The 17,067-nt window shown below is 67.9% G+C and carries 11 protein-coding genes and 1 pseudogene; 7 read left to right on the top strand and 5 right to left on the bottom strand.

Features of this window, described 5'->3' with window-relative positions:
• Positions 1-32: 32 nt before the first annotated feature.
• Together AADZ55_RS02425 and AADZ55_RS02420 are read left to right on the top strand one after the other, a co-directional pair.
• Positions 33-593 (top strand): hypothetical protein, encoded by a 561-nt coding sequence (locus AADZ55_RS02425; RefSeq protein WP_085327175.1) that lies wholly within the window; start codon positions 33-35, stop codon positions 591-593.
• 36 nt (positions 594-629) lie between these two features.
• Positions 630-1,172: a hypothetical protein gene (locus AADZ55_RS02420; RefSeq protein WP_085327176.1), complete on the top strand. Its 543-nt coding sequence runs from the start codon at positions 630-632 to the stop codon at positions 1,170-1,172.
• A gap of 161 nt (positions 1,173-1,333) precedes the next feature.
• Here the strand turns inward: AADZ55_RS02420 and AADZ55_RS02415 are convergent, their stop codons facing one another.
• The gene (locus tag AADZ55_RS02415; RefSeq protein WP_207569161.1) at positions 1,334-1,609 is read right to left on the bottom strand and encodes a hypothetical protein; all 276 of its coding nucleotides are present in this window, start codon (positions 1,607-1,609) and stop codon (positions 1,334-1,336) included.
• Between the two features lie 39 nt (positions 1,610-1,648).
• Between AADZ55_RS02415 and AADZ55_RS02410 the strand changes: the two genes are divergently transcribed.
• On the top strand, positions 1,649-3,403 hold the full coding sequence (locus AADZ55_RS02410) for an Hsp70 family protein (RefSeq protein ID WP_341286262.1): 1,755 nt from the start codon (positions 1,649-1,651) through the stop codon (positions 3,401-3,403).
• A gap of 4 nt (positions 3,404-3,407) precedes the next feature.
• Here the strand turns inward: AADZ55_RS02410 and iniC are convergent, their stop codons facing one another.
• The 4 genes from iniC to AADZ55_RS02390 all read right to left on the bottom strand — a co-directional run bounded on the left by iniC (position 3,408) and on the right by AADZ55_RS02390 (position 9,354).
• Positions 3,408-4,889, bottom strand: a complete 1,482-nt coding sequence (gene iniC, locus AADZ55_RS02405) for an isoniazid-induced dynamin-like GTPase IniC (RefSeq protein ID WP_085326889.1) — start codon at positions 4,887-4,889, stop codon at positions 3,408-3,410.
• Entirely contained in the window at positions 4,886-6,739 is a 1,854-nt protein-coding gene (gene iniA, locus AADZ55_RS02400) for an isoniazid-induced dynamin-like GTPase IniA (RefSeq protein ID WP_085326888.1), read from the bottom strand. Before iniA ends, iniC begins: the two co-directional genes overlap by 4 nt.
• Before the next feature lie 106 nt (positions 6,740-6,845).
• On the bottom strand, positions 6,846-8,624 hold the full coding sequence (locus AADZ55_RS02395; protein ID WP_119185071.1) for an IniB N-terminal domain-containing protein: 1,779 nt from the start codon (positions 8,622-8,624) through the stop codon (positions 6,846-6,848).
• A gap of 190 nt (positions 8,625-8,814) precedes the next feature.
• A complete protein-coding gene (locus tag AADZ55_RS02390) occupies positions 8,815-9,354 on the bottom strand; it encodes an Rv0340 family IniB-related protein (protein ID WP_085326897.1) in 540 nt (179 codons plus the stop codon).
• Positions 9,355-9,548: 194 nt separating this feature from the next.
• Here AADZ55_RS02390 and iniR point away from each other — a divergent pair, with 194 nt between their 5' ends.
• From iniR to AADZ55_RS02370, 4 genes and pseudogenes are all read left to right on the top strand, one after another.
• Positions 9,549-12,038, top strand: coding sequence for an isoniazid response ATPase/transcriptional regulator IniR (iniR, locus tag AADZ55_RS02385; protein ID WP_085326886.1), 2,490 nt, complete (start codon positions 9,549-9,551; stop codon positions 12,036-12,038).
• Positions 12,039-12,176: 138 nt separating this feature from the next.
• Positions 12,177-15,002 carry a heterodisulfide reductase-related iron-sulfur binding cluster gene (locus AADZ55_RS02380; protein ID WP_085326885.1) on the top strand — a complete coding sequence of 942 codons (2,826 nt, stop codon included), beginning with the start codon at positions 12,177-12,179 and terminating at the stop codon, positions 15,000-15,002.
• A gap of 30 nt (positions 15,003-15,032) precedes the next feature.
• The gene (locus AADZ55_RS02375; RefSeq protein ID WP_085326884.1) at positions 15,033-16,322 is read left to right on the top strand and encodes a pyridoxal phosphate-dependent aminotransferase; all 1,290 of its coding nucleotides are present in this window, start codon (positions 15,033-15,035) and stop codon (positions 16,320-16,322) included.
• 134 nt (positions 16,323-16,456) lie between these two features.
• Positions 16,457-17,052, top strand: a pseudogene (locus AADZ55_RS02370) (PE family protein); the annotation flags it as partial.
• Positions 17,053-17,067: the final 15 nt, after the last annotated feature.

The following is a 17,067-nucleotide window of genomic DNA, read 5'->3' as shown; positions in this document are numbered from 1 at the left end:
TACTCTTGATATCTCAGATTGGGGAGTAGCGCGTGCGGTTATCGCTCCATGCACCGGGGAGTCTGGCGGCCCTGCTGGCGGCCACTGCGCTGGTTGCCGGCTGCACCACCACGATCGCCGGCCGGCCGGTCGCATCCCCGGGGTCGGGACCTACCGAGCCGACCTTCCCGACGCCCAGGCCCAGTACCTCGCCGCGGACCACCGCCCCGACGCAACCGACGGCGCCGGCCAGCCCGACCGCGCCGGCCGGCGCCGTACCGCTGCCGCCCGACCAGAACGGTTACGTCTTCATCGAAACCAAGTCCGGAATGACGCGTTGCCAGATCAATCAGGACAGCGTTGGCTGCGAGGCACCGTTCACCAACTCCCCCATGCAAGATGGCGAGCACTCCAATGGTGTCCGCATCACCGCCGCCGGCTCCGTGCAGTGGGTGTTGGGCAATCTCGGCGCCATCCCCACCGTCACCATCGATTACCGGACCTATGCAGCGCAGGGCTGGACCATCGACGCCACCGTCGATGGCACCCGGTTCACCAACGACCAAACCGGCCACGGCATGTTCGTCAGCATCGACAAGGTCAACACGTTCTGAGCTGGTCGGCTGGACGGCCTCAGTACCATCGGTGCCGTGGCACGCTATGGCCCGCCGGATGAGTTCAACGAACAACCGCCCCAGCACGCCGGCTTCGGCATGGGCGAGTACCCGCCGTCGGGTCCGCCTCCGCAGCCCGCTGCGCCTTACCAGTTCGGCCCTTACGACCCGCTCGACCCGAAAACCGAACCCAAGCCCTGGTACCGCAAACCCGTGACACTCATCGGCTGGGCACTGCTGGTGGCGATCCTGATTGCGCTGATCGGCTACGGCATCGTCCAGCTGATCGGCGGTGACCGGGACACCAGCCCCACCCCGGCCACCACGACGTCCCCCACCACGACCAGCACAGCGCCGCCGACCACCACCACAACCACCACGGCGCCGCCGACCACCACAACCACCACCACGGCGCCGCCGACGACCGCTCCCGGCGTCCAGCCGCCGCGTCAGCAGCCCCCAGAACCGCCGCCGAGGCTCCCACGTTGGCCAACTGAGCTACCGACGCTGCCGCCGCTACCCACGGTGATCACCATCCCGGAAGTGCCAACAGTGATTACGCTCCCGCCTATCCCCTGATGGCCGATCGGGTGGCGGTAGTCGCTACGATCAGCGGCCGTGGCGAATTACGACCCGCCGGACTACTACGGCCATGAGCCAGCGCCCGGCCCCGGATGGCGCAAGCCGCTCGCGTTGGTCGGCTGGGGCGTACTGATCGCGATCCTGATCGCGGTGATCATCTACGGCATCATCCTGCTCGCCCACGGGCGCCCAACTCCGGGGTCGGTGACAACGACCACCACAACGACCCCGCCAACGACGACGACCACCACCCGGCCGACCACCACGACCACGACCACGACCACCACGACCACGACCACGACCACGACCACCACGACCACGACGACGCCGTCGACCACGACGACGACAACGACGACGCCGACCACCACTGACTCCCCGGCCCCTGGGGCGTTACCGACGCTGCCGTCGCAGATAACGCTGCCGTCGATACCCACCGTGATCAATCTGCCGCCGGGCCTCTGAGGGTGCGCGAAATGGGCGAGTCGCTCGGGTTGTCGATCGGGGTGGCCAACCTGGTCGCGGCCCGGGCGGGTAGCGCTCCGCTGCCCCGCACAGCGGTATTGACACTGTTCGACCACCGCGCAGCCGAAGTCGGGCTGCCCGAAGAGAACCCGAAGCTAACCGAATCCGGCCTGGTACTAAGAGGATTCGTCGAGCGGGTTGGCGATCGGGCTGCACTGGTCGCGGCCGACGGGACGAAATACCATGGCGAGGCGCTGACGGTCGAAGCGCTCGACGCGATGGCGCGCGTGGTCGGCTACGGGGCGCCGATAACTATCGCGGTGCCCGCGCATTGGTCGCAACGCCAGTTCGCGGCGCTGCGCGCGGCGTTGGTCACCCAACCCACCCTGGCACCCGGCGGCGTGCCCGCGACGTTGCTCTCCGACGCCACGGCCGCACTGGTCGCCCTGCGCGTCCAGCCCGGATTCCCGACGGACGGCGTCGTCGCGCTATGCGACTTCGGCGCCAGCGGCACCAGCGTCACGCTGGCCAACGCCGGATCGAACTTCGAGCCGATCGGCCCGACCGTCCGGTACCGCGACTTCTCCGGTGAAGAGATCGACCGGCTTATCCTCAACGAGATCCTCACGGCCGCTCCCGGCGTCGACACCACCGACGCTTCCGGCACCGCGACGCGAATGGGATCGGTGACCCGCCTGCTCGACGGATGCCGACAGGCCAAGGAGCAACTTTCGGCGGCGACGGTGGCCACCATTCCGGCGGCGTCGGCGGGCTCGGGGGCTGATGTCGCGCTGTCCCGAGCCGAGTTCGAGCGACTCGTCTCGGGACCCCTGGACCGATTCATCGCCACAGTTGAAGAAACATTGCAGCGCAACGGGATTCCGCGCACCAGCCTGGGCGCGATCGCGACCGCCGGCGGTGGCGCCAGCATCCCGCTGATCACCGCTCGACTGTCCGAGCGCCTGCAGGTGCCGATCTTCACCACACCGCAACCCACATTCAGCGCCGCGATCGGCGCTGCGCTGCTCGGCCAGCAGCAATCGTCAGCAACCGCGCCGACCGGTGCGGGCCCCGCGCTCGAGACACCGACCAACATCGTCGGCGTCACCGGTACGGCGACCGAGATCTCCCCGACGGCGTGGGCCAATCAGGCCGCCAGCGCGGCCGCCAGCGAATCGGCGTCGGACAATGCCGGTTCGGACGCCAATTCGGCGACCTACCGTGCCTTGGCCTGGTCCCAGGACGCGGCCACCGGCAACGAACCGGTCCCCTACACCGGCCCGACCGACTATGCCTACCAGGATGCCCGGCATGACGCCGACGCCGATGCCGACCGGGAACCCAAGCATCTGCCGTGGTACAAACGCGCGGCCGTGGTCTTCAGCCTGGCCGCGGCGGGGGTGGCGATACTGGTCGCCGTCGTGTTGGGGCTGACGTTGCGCCCCAACAACAACAGGCCGGTCAACACCACGGCGCCGCAACCGGCCCCACCACCAACGTCGCAAACCGTTACCGTGACCGGGCCGGACGACCGTCCCACTGTGACGGTGCTCCCGCCACCGCCGGTCACCTCCACCACGGTGCCGCCGGTCACCACGACCACCACCCAACCCACCACCACCACAACCCGCCCGCCGACCACCACAACCACCACCCCACCGACCACAACTTCACCGGTCACAACCACCCCACCGACGACGACCACACCGGCGACGACGACAACAGCGGCGCCGGTCACGCCCACCACCGTGGCGCCCGGAGCCTGACGCACTAGCGGCGAGCGGAGAGCTCCGCCACCATCGCCTCGGCGCTGCGCACCGCCGCACGACATGCCCTGGCGGTGAACGGATCATTGAGCGGATGCTCGGCGCGGCGGCGCCAGCGTTGCGCCGCGGCGAACGCGGCGCGTGGGCCGTCATCAGAGTGCGCGGGATCCACACCCAGCCGAGCGGCGAGACTGGTGCCCGAGCCTCCGATGACGCGGCGCAGCGACGCGATTTCGTCGTCGCTCAATGTCGTTGCCCGCGAGGGCAAAAGACTTAGCACTCGAAGTTCCTCAAACGCGTGGGTGTCGGCAAGCAACGGGTCGATGTCGGCGATGACGTACGGGGTCGCCAGGACCGGATGGGTCTGCACGAACCGGCGCAGCGACACCAACGCGGTATGCGCCTTGAGCATGTCGGAGCGCTGGGCGAACTGCTGGTCTATCACATTGCGCAGCGCCACCAGCCCGCTGCGCTCCAGCAGTTCGGCGGCCAGCCCGGTCGAATCGGTCACGCCGGCCGCCAGCACGGCGATCGAGATCCGGATGCCGAACATGCCGAACCGCTCGAGCAATTGGGCGCGGGTGCCCGCGTCCACCGGTAACGAACTGTCCGGGCGCACAAACCGGTCCACGCTCAGCAGGGCCCGGTTGAGTTCGGTGCTGTCGGTGCCGGCCAGCTTGCGCAACGCGACGAACTCGGCCTGGCGCAGCGTGCGCGCGGTCAGCGCAAGAAGTCCGGATACCGGCACCACCGCCTGACAGATGCCCGTCTGATTCATTTCCCGGGTGAACCGCTTGGCCACGTCCTTGGCCGAGAGCATCGCGTCGATGCGGCCGGCGCCGATCTCGTCCGCGCGGGACGCCACCCCGATGATGCCCAGCGCTCCCGCCGACCCGCCCACCAGCCCGCCAATCTGTTTGAGCAGCGCGATATCAGCGGCGTTGAGGGTGCGCAACAGGAACACGACCGCATCCACCCGTGGCACCCCGTCGGCGGGTATCAACAGTCGCAACGTGCGCTCGGAGGCATCCCGTGCCAACGACGACGTTCCCGGTGTATCGATGATGGTGGCGGCGATGAGTTCCTCGGCGGGCCACTCGACATCCAGGTCGACCACCTCCGCGGGGTCGATCCTGCGCAAGTCGAAACTCAGCCCGCCCCGGCGGGTGATCGGCACGTTGGTGCGCCGCCCGCCGCGGTGATTGGCGGTGACCCGCGGCGTCGGACCGTGCCGGAACCAGGTCACGATCCGGGTGGCCTCGGTGGCATCGGTCGGCGCGATGTCGTCACCAACCAGGGCGTTGACCAGGGTGGATTTTCCGGCCTTGAGGGTGCCGGCCAGTGCGATGCGGAGCGGTTCGGCCAGGCGCGCACCGATGCGGTCCAGCTCGTAAAAGACGTCCGCGCGCTGACGGTAGGCCGGCTCCCCCCGGTAGGCCTGGATGGTTCCGTCCAGAATCGCGCGGACCCGGTCGCTGGTGCTCACGCTCGTCCCAGCGTCGCCCGTGGTGTCGCGCTTGGCGTCAACTTGTCCAGGTTGTCGTTGACCTGGCTCAGGATGTCCAACTGGCGCTGAAGTTCCCGGATTCGGTTGTCCCGCTCGGCCTCCGCCACCTGCGCCGCCGCGACGGTCGACTGCAGTGACTCGTTGAGCGACCGGGTGATCTCCTCGGCGATCTCGCGGTAGTGGTCCCGCAGCGCGCGCTGGATCAACTTGAGCCGGTCCCGTGATTCCTTGCCGACGACGAACGAAACGTCGTCGACAAAGCGCCGCACGTTGGTCTTGGCCTCGCCGCGCACCCGCATCAACCGGATCTGCTTGTCCTCCTTATATGCCATGCGGCCAAGGATCAGCCCGGCACCCACCGACAACGGGTTGAACAGGCCCAACCCGACTACCGACGACAACATGCCGATCATGACTACCCCGCCGTAGGAACCCCGCATGCCGATGATCATCTTCTGCCCCCTGCGCAGCGGCTTCGATTCCATCCGGGCCAGCGACTTGAGCCGGTCGAAGCCGGCGCCCATGACGCGTGCGCTCAGCTCGGGAGACATGACCGAGTCCAACCCCGCATCGGCGAAGGAGCGGGCGACGTCGTCGGCCAGCGCTTCGGCACGCTGATACGCCCACACGAAGTTGTCGCCGACGGCGGTGGCGATCGCATTCTCCACATCGTTGCCGATCTCGGCCCAATGCTGAGTCGGGTCACCGGAGTCGATCTGCCGCTCGGCGTCTTCGGTGACGGCTCGGAAGCGGGCGCGTAGGTCGTGATCCACGTCAGCACTCAGGTCGTTAAACCCGTCGTTGAGCACCTGCTGCCACAGCGCGGTCTGTTGCACCGCATCCTGGGCTTCCTGTTTGCGCCGCCGCAGCTCTTCGGCGAGTCGGTCCCGCAGTTCCGGGTCGTTGACCACCGATAGTTCCGAACCCAGGGAGACCGCCAATTGCTGAGTTGCCGAACGTATTTCGTTGAGCACTCCGGCACGCACCCGGTCCGTCGCGCGGGAAAGCACCTGCTCGCTGAGAAACTTGACGATCGCCGGAAAGTTGGACTCTTCGTTGAGTTCTTTGTCGTTGAGCGCGACCGCGTGGCTGCGTAGCAGCGACGAGACCCCGATGATCGGCATCGGCACCCGGGCCCGCTGCAGGTGCGCGGCATTGGCGTTGACGATCTCCCGCCAGCGCGGATATAGGTCCGTTTTGGTGGCCACAACCACGCCCACCGGACAGATCTGGTACGCCTGCCGCACGAACCACAGCTCGGGCTCGGTGAACTCCTGGCTGGTGTCGCTGACCATCAGAACGGCGTCGGCATCGGGTAGCAGTCCCAGCGTTGCCGACAGGTGGGGCTGCCCATGGCCGCCCACACCCGGGGTATCGACGAACGCCAGTCCGCCCTGCAGCAGCGGGCTGGGCGCGCCGACCTCGACCCTGCGCACTTCGCGGCCGCCGGCCTGCGGGGCCCGGCGCAGGTCGGTGTTGAGGTCGTCGACCGGGATGTCAACGGCCGTGATTTCGCCGTTGGACCCCGCGGCCAGCACGATCCGAGCCGACGGCCGCGCGCTGTAGCTCACGACGGTGACCAGCACCGTGGCTTCGTCGTCCCCCACTCGTGCGACCGGCAAGTTGAGCAGCGAGTTGAGCAGTTGACTCTTGCCCTGTTTGAGCTGTCCGGCGATCACCACACGGATCTGGGGGTCGGTGATCCGCTCACGGGCCCGAGTCAACCGCCCCACCAGATCACTGCGTTCGTTGCGTTCGGCGATCGCGAGGGTGTGACCGATCAATTCGACGATCACGTTGACCCGACGTGGGTCATCGGGCTGGGTCACCGTGCTGCCCCACTTTCTCGCTCGCTTGCGCTGAGATCACGGTAAGCGCACAAACCGGCGGGGACCATGAACGTCCCCGCCGGTTCGTGAAGATGGCCCGCGAAAATCAGAACCCGTATGCCCCGAACGGGCCGTACGACGGCGGTTCGATGGGGGCCGGCGGCGTGTGCACCATCGGCGGCTCGAACAGCGTCGGCTGGGGCACCTGCTGCGGCGGCTCGACCGGTGCTGGCTGCGGTGGCGCAGCCACCGGCACGGGCTCGGCCGGAGGCGTGACCGGATGGGCCGGCGCCGGGACTTGCGGTGCCGGCGCATCGATCACCGATGAGTTCAGGCCGCCATGGCCGCCGATGCCGCCCGAAGTCTGGATGACCGGGCCGCCGGACGGAGACGTCACCTCGCCGCCGGCCCCGGCACCACCGCCACCCTGGATCACAGGGCCATTGGGCAAGACCGGCCCACTGGGCAGGACCGGTCCACTGGGCAGGACCAGGCCATGCTCGACGGGAGTGACACCGCCGTTGACCGTGCCGGCGCCGCCCAGCGCGGCACCCTCGCGGCCCAGGATGTCCCCGTGCGCCCCGCCGCCTGCCGATGCGCCGCCAGCCCCGGCCGCGGTTGCGCCACCGGCCACACCGGCGGCCGCCTCGGTGTTGGCCGCCACGCCAACCCCGCCGAGGGCCGCCGGCTGAGGAGCCGGGTGGCCGACCGCTCCGAAGCCCAGCCCGGCGCCGCCAGCGGCACCGGCCTGGCCACCCACACCGACACCCGCCAATGGGCCCGACACGTGCGGAGTAGCAGCACCGTTCAACGCGGCGCCTTCACTGACGATCAAACCCGCCTGGCCGCTTGCGCTTGAGCCCAATGCTGCGTTACCTGCTACGTTGCCGCCGACACCGGTCAGGCCGCTGACATTGCCGACACCGGCGAGCCCACCACCGGCTGAGACACCGGCCTGACCGGCGAGAGCTGTCTGGCCGCCAATGCCGAGCCCCGCTTGGCTAGCCATACCCGCCGAACCACCGGCGGCGAGCCCAGCCTGGCCAGCGATGCCCGCCTGCCCGGCGAGCCCAGCACCAGCCTGGCCGCCAACGCCAACGCCAGCACCAGCACCAGCACCAACGGCACCTTGACCGCCAACTCCGATCTGGCTATTGCCGACTAGGCGGCCGCCGACTCCGGCACTGCCACCGATTGCCCCGACGGTACTTCCGCCGATCACACCGCCGGTCTGGCCACCCAGACCAAGGCCAGCTCCGCCGCCAAGTCCGCCGCCGACACCAAGACCTAAGCCGGCGCCTACCTGACCGCCGATTGCGGCCTGGCCACCAATACCGAATCCCACACCAACCTGAGCACCGACCTCGGCCTCAATGGCGGCACTAAAGCCCAGACCGACCTGAGCACCGATCCCAAGACCCAATCCAGCGCCAACCTGAGCACCGATCCCAGCCTCAAAACCAGCGCCAACGCCCAGACCAGCCTGAGCGCCCAACCCGACCTGACCGCCGAAACCACCGGTTGGCGCGGCGAAAGCCAGGCCGGCACCGACATCGGTCGCGACGACGCTTGCCACCCCCGCGCCCGCGTCACCGGCGAAACCGACGTTGGCGGCGTCCTGGGCAACAACGGTGGACACCACGCCCGGTTCAGCAGCCTGCGCAAAGCCATGCCGAGCGGCGACGGCCTGCTGCAATCCACCAATCGGGTCGCCGACACCAAGATTCAGACCCGGCACCACACTGGCCGCCACCGACGAGATTTGGTGCGGTGCGATGTCGATCAGCCCGGCACTGGTCATGGCCTGTCCGGGAGCCGCCAGGAACGACCGCGCCGCGTCTTCATTGCGGAACAGGCTCAGGATGTAGTCGATAAGCGAGGTCATCTTCATTTCCCTTCAATCGAAGAAAGCTGTTCGCCGAACGGACCGGCGCTGTGCCATCAACGCTATGGATTCCGACCCACCCCGAAATCGGGGTCTGATCCGCAAGCCAGCAAAGTACCTATCGGGATCGAGGGGGCCGCACCATTAGGGGATTAGGGGGAAATTGGGGCACCCTAATGCCGGGCGGGAATCACCCGTGGATGTCGTAGTCGGGGCGATCGGGCTGGACGGTCTGCGGATGAACCACCTGGTGGTCCCATACGCCCGGATGATCCGCCGGCAATCCGCCCTGATCGAAGGTCGGGTCAAGCCCCTCCACACCCCTGAGCAGCACCGACGGCTCATGCGGATCGGTTCGGAAGAGACGCGGATCGGTGGGCGTATCGCCGGGTCCGGTCGGCGCCGGCTGGTTGATCACGCTGCCTACCGCACCGTGCTGGTGCCCGACACCCGCGGGGGGGTGCGGTGCGAACGCATCGAGCGCAGCCGCCGCCGCACCGCTTGTCCAAACGTTGCCATGGTCGGCGACCTGCGCCCCGGCGGCACCGCCGACCGGACTAGACATCGACAGCGAGTCCGACACCACCGGAATCAGATTGTTTACATCGGCGCTGGTCACATCGGTAAGGTGGGCATCGGCGATCGACTGCGCGGGGTTCGCGGCGTAGCGTGCGGCAGCCTCAGGGTCGCGCACCAGCGAGATGACAAAGTCGAGCAATGAGTTTGCCACCACCCGCCTCCTTGCCACACCCCCGTTAGCCCCGCGTTAGCACGATGCTATCGGTCGCCGCCACGTCCGCGTTCGGTGCGAAACCCGCCCGCGCCGCGGCGCCCTTAGGGGGTCGCCGCATTAGGGGAAATGTGGGGCTATGGGGGCGGGAACGGCTATGGTAGGGAAACCGCCGCCGACCATTAGCGCAGGGGATGCGACATGAGCGACTCACTGGTCACGCCGACCGCGGCCAGGCATACGAAGCATCCGTGACCGAGTCCCCCACCGAGGTCCCGCCGGCGGCGCGCCGCGCTATCGGGGACCTCGCGAACGCCGCGACGATACCGGTCAAGGTCCTGATCACCGGGGGTATCGGATCGGGCAAGACCACCGTCCTCGCCGCAGCCCGCGACACGCTGCGCCGCTCGGGACTCACCGTGATGACGCGCCCGCCACGAGACGACGATCCGCCCGAGGCAGCGCTCGTCATCGACAATGCCCAGTTGCTCACCGACACCGAATTGCTCCAGCTCACCGAGCGGGTGGCCGACCCGCGCACGACGGTGGTGGCGGCCGCGGAAGCCCACGAGCAACACCGGGCGCTACGGGCCCTGACGATGGCCATCGAACGGGACCGGCCACGAATATCGCTGGGTCCGCTTCCGGTCGCCGAGCAGCTACGGGATTGCACCGCGGGACTGCCGTTTCTGGTTCATGCGGTTTCCGCCGGTGCGCAGGCCCCGGCGCAGGCGGCGATGTTCGCCCTCATCGAGCGGCTGCGACGACTCGACGAACCCACCCTGGACACCCTGCTCATGATGTCGCTGACCCAGGCGTTAGGGGCCACCGATGTAGCGGCGGCACTTGAAATTTCGGCAACGGACGCCCGCAGGCTGGTCGATCGTGCGCGCGCCAGCGGACTCATCGAGCCGTCCCACACCCCGGCGTTTCTGCAGTCGGTGCATGATGCGGTCACCCAGATCGTCGGCAATGCGCATCACCACGAGGTCGAGACCTCACTCTTGCGTTCACAACTCGACCTCTCGACGGTGTCGCCGGAACTAGCGCTGCGGCTGGCCGAACACGGGCTACGCGACGAACGGCTGGCGGGCATCCTCACCCGGTACGCCGCGGACACGAGCGGGGCTTCCGACCGCGCCGCACGCCTGTACCGCGCGGCCGTCCACGCCGGCGCCAAAGGATTGGCGTTCCGCCTGGCCGACGCGCTCGCCCGCGCCGGCGATTGTCCGGCCGCCGCAACACTGGCCGACGATCTGCTTAGCTCCCCCGATTCCGCCGAACGCGCCGCGGCGGTGCGGATCGCGGCCAGCGTCGCGACCCACGACGGCAACACGGGTCAGGCAGCCGAATTGTTCGGTTGGCTGGGCCCGCACCCGGACGCGATGGTGGGCTCGGCCGCCGCCATGGTGTTCGCCGCCAACGGCGACCTGGCGACGGCACGCGTCGCCCTGCGGCTCAAGGATGCCGGCCCGCCGACGATGGCAGCACGAGCCGCACGGAGCCTCGCCGAGGGGCTGCTGCTGACCATGGATCAGCCGTACCCGGTCGCGATGGCGAAACTCGGCCAAGCCATCGCGACCGAACAATCGATCGTCGAAGTCATGCCGGATAGCCCGGCCGCGCTGGTTGCCTTGGCCGCGATACATGGCGGTGACCCGGTCCGCGCCCGCAGTGTGATCGGGCGCGCGGTGCGCGCCGGCGGCGACGCGCTGTTCCAGCGTCGCCACCTGCTGCTGTCCGGCTGGATCAAAATGCACGACGGCCAACTGCCATCGGCCAGCGCGGACGTCGCGGCGGCCGGCTCCGGTGCGGATCTGCACCGGCGTGACGCGTTGTGGGCCGCGGCACTGCAAACCGCGATCGCGCGTCGCACCGGCGACATCGGTGCACTGCAAAAGCATTGGTACGCGGCGATGGAAGTGCTCGCCGAGTACTCACTCGATCTGTTCGCGCTGCTGCCGCTGGGCGAACTGTGGATCGCGGCCGCCCGGGTGCGCCAGGTGGACCAGCTACAACACACCCTGGATCAGGCGCTCACCCTGCTGGATTCGCTGGGCAACCCCGCCCTGTGGTCAATCTCACTGCATTGGGCCGGGATACATGCCGGAATCCTTGCCAATTCGCCGGAATCGGTGGCACCGCACGGACAGGCCCTCGGCGCGGCCGCCGCCCATAGCACCCTTGCGCAGGCTCTGTCGGGTGCCGGTCGAACCTGGCTGCGGGTCCTTGCCGACCAGGTCGACGCCGACGAGGTCACCGCGGCGGCGCGGTCGCTGTCACAGCTCGGGCTGACATCGGACGCGACCCGACTGGCGGGTCAGGCCGCCTTGCAAACACCCGACGCCCGAGTGTCCGGCGCCATGCTGCAGTTGGCCCGGGATCTCAAGCTGGGCACCGGTTTTGGCGAACCCCTCGGTGCGCAGGCCGGCGACACGGAACCGGCTTCCGGTACCCCGCCGGCACCGCACCAACCACCGGCGGGCTCGCCGCTGTCCGATCGCGAACGCGAAGTCGCCGAGCTGCTCCTGTTGGGCATGCGCTATCGCGACATCGGCGCCCAACTGTTCATCTCGGCGAAGACGGTCGAGCATCACGTCGCCCGGATCCGCCACCGGCTCGGCGCCGGCTCACGGTCGGAGATGTTGTCGATGCTGCGGGCCATGCTGTCACCGCAGAGCTGAGCCGCAGGTGAGAGGCCTTGATTACGGGTAGGTTAGGACAGCCTTTCTCGCGGCGAAAGCCGCATGGATGTCAGGATGCAGGTTGAGTAGGGTACGGCGCGATGACGCCGGAGTAACTAAGCATCGAGGTGACCTTCCGTGACCACGCAGACGCTCATCAGGCTGGTCCTAGGCCTGGGCATGACCGCGGTCGTCGCCGCGTTCGCTCTGCGGCGAGTCTTTTGGCTGTACAAGCTGACGATGTCCGGCCAGCCGGCCAGCGGGCGCACCGACCAGCTGGGCAGCCGCATCTGGACCCAGATCGCCGAGGTGTTCGGACAACGCCGGCTGCTGAAGTGGTCATTACCGGGTTTGGCGCACTTCTTCACCATGTGGGGCTTCTTCATCCTGCTCACGGTCTATATGGAGGCCTACGGTGTGTTGTTCCAGCCGAACTTCCACCTCCCGATCATCGGCCGCTGGGACGGGTTGGGCTTCCTGCAGGACTTCTTCGCGCTGGCCGTGCTGACCGGCATCGTCACGTTCGCGATCATCCGGATGCGCAGCGAGCCGAAAGAATACGGGCGCCAGTCGCGCTTCTACGGATCACACACCGGCGGTGCGTGGCTGATCCTGTTCATGATCTTCAACGTCATCTGGACGTACGCCATCTTCCGCGGGGCGTCGGCGAATGCGCTCGGCGACGAGTTCCCCTACGGCAAGGGTGCATTTTTCTCCCACGCCATGGGCGTACTGCTACATCCGTTGGGCCACAACGCCAACGAAATCATCGAGACCGTCGCGCTGATGCTGCACATCGGCGTCATGCTCGCCTTCCTGTTGATCGTGCTGCATTCCAAGCACCTGCACATCTTCCTGGCGCCCATCAACGTCACGTTCAAGCGGTTGCCCGACGGGTTGGGACCACTGCTGCCGATGGAGTCCGACGGCAAGCCGATCGATTTCGAGAATCCCAGCGAAGACGCCGTTTTCGGCCGCGGCAAGATCGAGGACTTCACCTGGAAGGCGATGCTCGACTTCGCCACGTGCACCGAGTGCGGACGCTGCCAGTCCCAATGCCCCGCTTGGAACACCGGCAAACCCCTGTCACCAAAGCTCGTCATCATGGATCTGCGCGACCACTGGATGGCCAAAGCGCCCTATCTCCTGGGTGAGAAGAGCGCGGAACCGCTCGAGGGCCTCGACCTCGAGACGCCCCACGAAGAGGGCCACCATGTGCCGGAGTCGGGATTCGGCCGGGTACCCGGACACGGGCCCGAGCAGGCGGCCCGTCCACTTGTTGGAACCGCGGAACAAGGCGGGGTGATCGACCCCGACGTGCTGTGGTCATGCGTCACGTGCGGGGCCTGCGTAGAGCAGTGCCCGGTGGATATCGAGCATGTCGATCACATCGTGGATATGCGCCGCTACCAGGTGATGATGGAGTCGGAGTTCCCCTCCGAGCTGTCCGTGCTGTTCAAAAACCTGGAAAACAAGGGCAACCCGTGGGGGCAGAACGCATCGGACCGGACCAACTGGATCGACGAGGTCGACTTCGACGTTCCCGTCTACGGCGAGGACGTGGAGAGCTTCGACGGCTTCGAATACTTGTTCTGGGTGGGCTGCGCCGGCGCCTATGACGACAAGGCGAAGAAGACCACCAAGGCCGTCGCCGAACTGCTCGCCGTCGCCGGGGTGAAGTTCCTGGTGCTGGGTACCGGGGAGACCTGCAACGGCGACTCGGCGCGCCGGTCGGGCAACGAGTTCCTGTTCCAGCAATTGGCCGCCCAAGCCGTTGAGACGTTGGACGGGCTGTTCGAGGGTGTTCAGGCCGTCGACCGAAAGATCGTGGTCACCTGCCCACACTGCTTCAACACCATCGGCAAGGAGTACCGGCAGCTCGGGAGCAACTACGCCGTCTTGCACCACACCCAGCTGCTCAATCGCCTGGTGCGCGAAAAGAAGCTAGTCCCCGTCACCCCCGTTTCTCAGGACATCACCTACCACGACCCGTGCTACCTGGGCCGCCACAACAAGGTCTACGAGGCGCCGCGTGAGCTGATCGGGGCCGCCGGAGCCAACCTCACCGAAATGCCACGCCACGCCGACCGCAGCTTCTGCTGCGGCGCGGGCGGCGCGCGCATGTGGATGGAAGAGCACATCGGGAAGCGGATCAACCATGAACGCGTCGACGAGGCACTAGCCACCAACGCCGCCGCCGTGGCCACCGCGTGCCCATTCTGCCGGGTGATGGTCACCGACGGTGTCAACGACCGGCAGGAAGAAAGCGGTCGCACCGGGGTCGAGGTGCTCGATGTGGCCCAGCTGCTGCTCGGATCGCTCGACCACGACAAGGCGAAGCTGCCGACGAAGGGTACCGCTGCGAAACAGGCTCAGGCGCGCGCCCCGAAGGCCGCTCCCAAGGCCGCCGCGCCGAGCGTGCCCGCCGAAGCACCGGCGCAGACCCTCACCGAGGCACCCCAAGCGCCCGCACCCGCCGCGCCGGCCGCACCCGCGAAAGGGCTGGGCATGGCCGCCGGGGCCAAGCGACCCGGCGCCAAGAAGGCGGCGGCTCCAGCCGCAGAGGCGGCCAAGACGGCCGAGGCTCCAACACCCGCCGCACCCGTCAAGGGTCTGGGCATGGCCGCCGGCGCCAAGCGACCCGGCGCCAAAAAGCAAGCCGCCGCACCCCAAGCCCAGGCGGCCCCGGCGGCGCCGCCAGCACAGACCCCCGCCGCACCCGCCGCACCGGTCAAAGGGCTCGGTATTGCCGCGGGCGCCAAGCGCCCGGGAGCCAAGAAGAGCACTGCGAAAGCGGAGGCTGCCGCGGCGACCGCACCCGCCGAGCCGGAACCCGAAGCAAAGACGGAAACCAAGCCGGAACCGGAGCCTTCGGCGAAAGTCGACGGGGCCACAGCTCCGCCTGCCGCGCCGGTTAAGGGGCTGGGCATTGCGCGCGGCGCCCGTCCACCGGGAAAGCGCTGACCCTGGGTTGACACCTGTCAGCAAATTTCAGTGGACAGCGATGGCACCATAGTTGACGTGACTACACACCAGCTGCCCTGGCACACCCCTACCCATCAGCGGCAGCGCACCTTCGCGCAGTCGTCAAAACTGCAGGACGTCCTGTACGAAATCCGTGGGCCGGTGCACCAGCACGCCGCCCGGTTGGAAGCCGAAGGGCATCGCATCCTCAAGCTCAACATCGGCAATCCGGCACCGTTCGGCTTCGAGGCGCCCGACGTGATCATGCGCGACATGATCCAGGCCCTGCCCCACGCGCAGGGGTACTCCGACTCGCAGGGCATCCTGCCGGCCCGGCGTGCGGTAGTCACCCGCTACGAACTCGTCGACGGCTTCCCGCGATTCGATGTCGACGACGTCTATCTGGGCAACGGGGTCTCCGAGCTGATCACGATGACGCTGCAGGCCCTGCTGGACAACGGTGATCAGGTGTTGATTCCGGCGCCCGACTACCCGCTGTGGACGGCATCGACCTCGCTGGCGGGCGGCACACCCGTGCACTACCTGTGCGACGAAACCCAGGGCTGGCAGCCGGATGTCGCCGACCTGGAATCGAAGATCACCGAGCGCACCAAGGCGCTGGTGGTGATCAACCCGAACAATCCAACCGGCGCGGTGTACACCCGCGAAGTCCTTACCCAGATGGCGGATTTGGCGCGCAAGCATCAACTGCTGCTGCTGGCCGACGAGATCTACGACAAGGTCCTGTACGACGACGCCAAGCACATCAGCGTCGCGACCGTTGCGCCCGATCTGTTGTGCCTGACCTTCAACGGCTTGTCGAAGGCCTACCGGGTGGCCGGGTACCGGTCCGGCTGGCTGGCGATTACCGGACCCAAGGACCACGCCAGCAGCTTCCTCGAAGGGATCGGCCTGCTGGCCAACATGCGGCTGTGCCCAAATGTCCCGGCACAGCACGCGATTCAGGTCGCCCTCGGCGGCCACCAGAGCATCGAGGACCTGGTGCTTCCCGGCGGCCGGCTGCTCGAGCAGCGCGACGTCGCGTGGACCAAACTCAACGAAATTCCCGGTGTTTCGTGCACCAAGCCGCAGGGTGCGCTGTACGCGTTTCCCCGGCTGGACCCCGAGGTTCACGACATCGCCGACGACGAACAGCTCGTGCTCGACCTACTGCTGTCCGAGAAGATCCTGGTTACTCAGGGCACCGGATTCAATTGGCCGGCACCGGATCATCTTCGTCTGGTGACCCTGCCGTGGTCCCGTGACCTCGCGGCCGCGATCGAGCGGCTGGGCAACTTCCTGGTCAGCTACCGGCAGTAGCCGCCGCCAGCGTCGGACTCGGCGATTTGAGGCTGTTGCCTCATGTGACGCACAAGGTGTAGCGGCGACCATTCCCGCATGGCCTACCCCGGACTCTGCGGCCCAGGGGTTCATGACCCATTCGGAGGTGTCACATGTCGTTTGTGACCGCGGCGCCGGAGGCGCTGTCAGCGGCGGCTTCAGATTTGGCCGGTATCGGGTCGGCGCTAAGTGTGGCCAACGCGGCCGCGGCGGCTCGGACGACTGCGGTGCTGGCGGCGGGCGCCGATGAGGTGTCGGCAGCGATCGCGGCGCTGTTCTCCGAGTACGCCCAGGGGTATCAGTCGCTCAGCGCGCAGGCGGCGGCGTTTCATGCCGAGTTCGTGCAGTCCCTGAACTTTGGTGCGGTCTCGTACACCAGTGCTGAGGCGGCCGCCGCCTCGCAGTTGCAGAATGCACTCGATTTGCTGACGCATCCACCCGGGCGCTGTTGGGGCGCCCGCTGATCGGCAACGGCGGTAACGGCGGGGCGGGCGGCGCGGCCGGACTGATCGGCAACGGCGGTAACGGCGGCGTCGGCGGCGACGGCGGCAGAGTCGGCGGGGCCGGCGGCGGTGGCGGTACGGGCGGCAACGCCGGGCAGACTGGCAACGGCGGCAACGGCGGCAACGCTGGCATCGGCGTGCCCCCTGGCAAGGGCGGAAAGGGCGGCGCCGGCGGGCAGCTGCTCGGCCAGGACGGGTTGACGGGGTTGCTGCCGTAGCCG

The organism is Mycobacterium decipiens, assembly GCF_963853665.1.
Classification (GTDB): Bacteria; Actinomycetota; Actinomycetes; order Mycobacteriales; family Mycobacteriaceae; genus Mycobacterium; species Mycobacterium decipiens.
Note: the sequence above shows the minus strand (reverse complement) of the source record. Positions and strands in the feature narration are given on the sequence as shown.

Coding starts and splice junctions, on each gene's coding strand:
- AADZ55_RS02410 (WP_341286262.1), top strand. CDS start 1,649: ATGGGCGAGTCGCTCGGGTTGTCGATCGGGGTGGCCAACCTGGTCGCG.
- AADZ55_RS02395 (WP_119185071.1), bottom strand. CDS start 8,624: ATGACCTCGCTTATCGACTACATCCTGAGCCTGTTCCGCAATGAAGAC.
- iniR (WP_085326886.1), top strand. CDS start 9,549: ATGCGACATGAGCGACTCACTGGTCACGCCGACCGCGGCCAGGCATAC.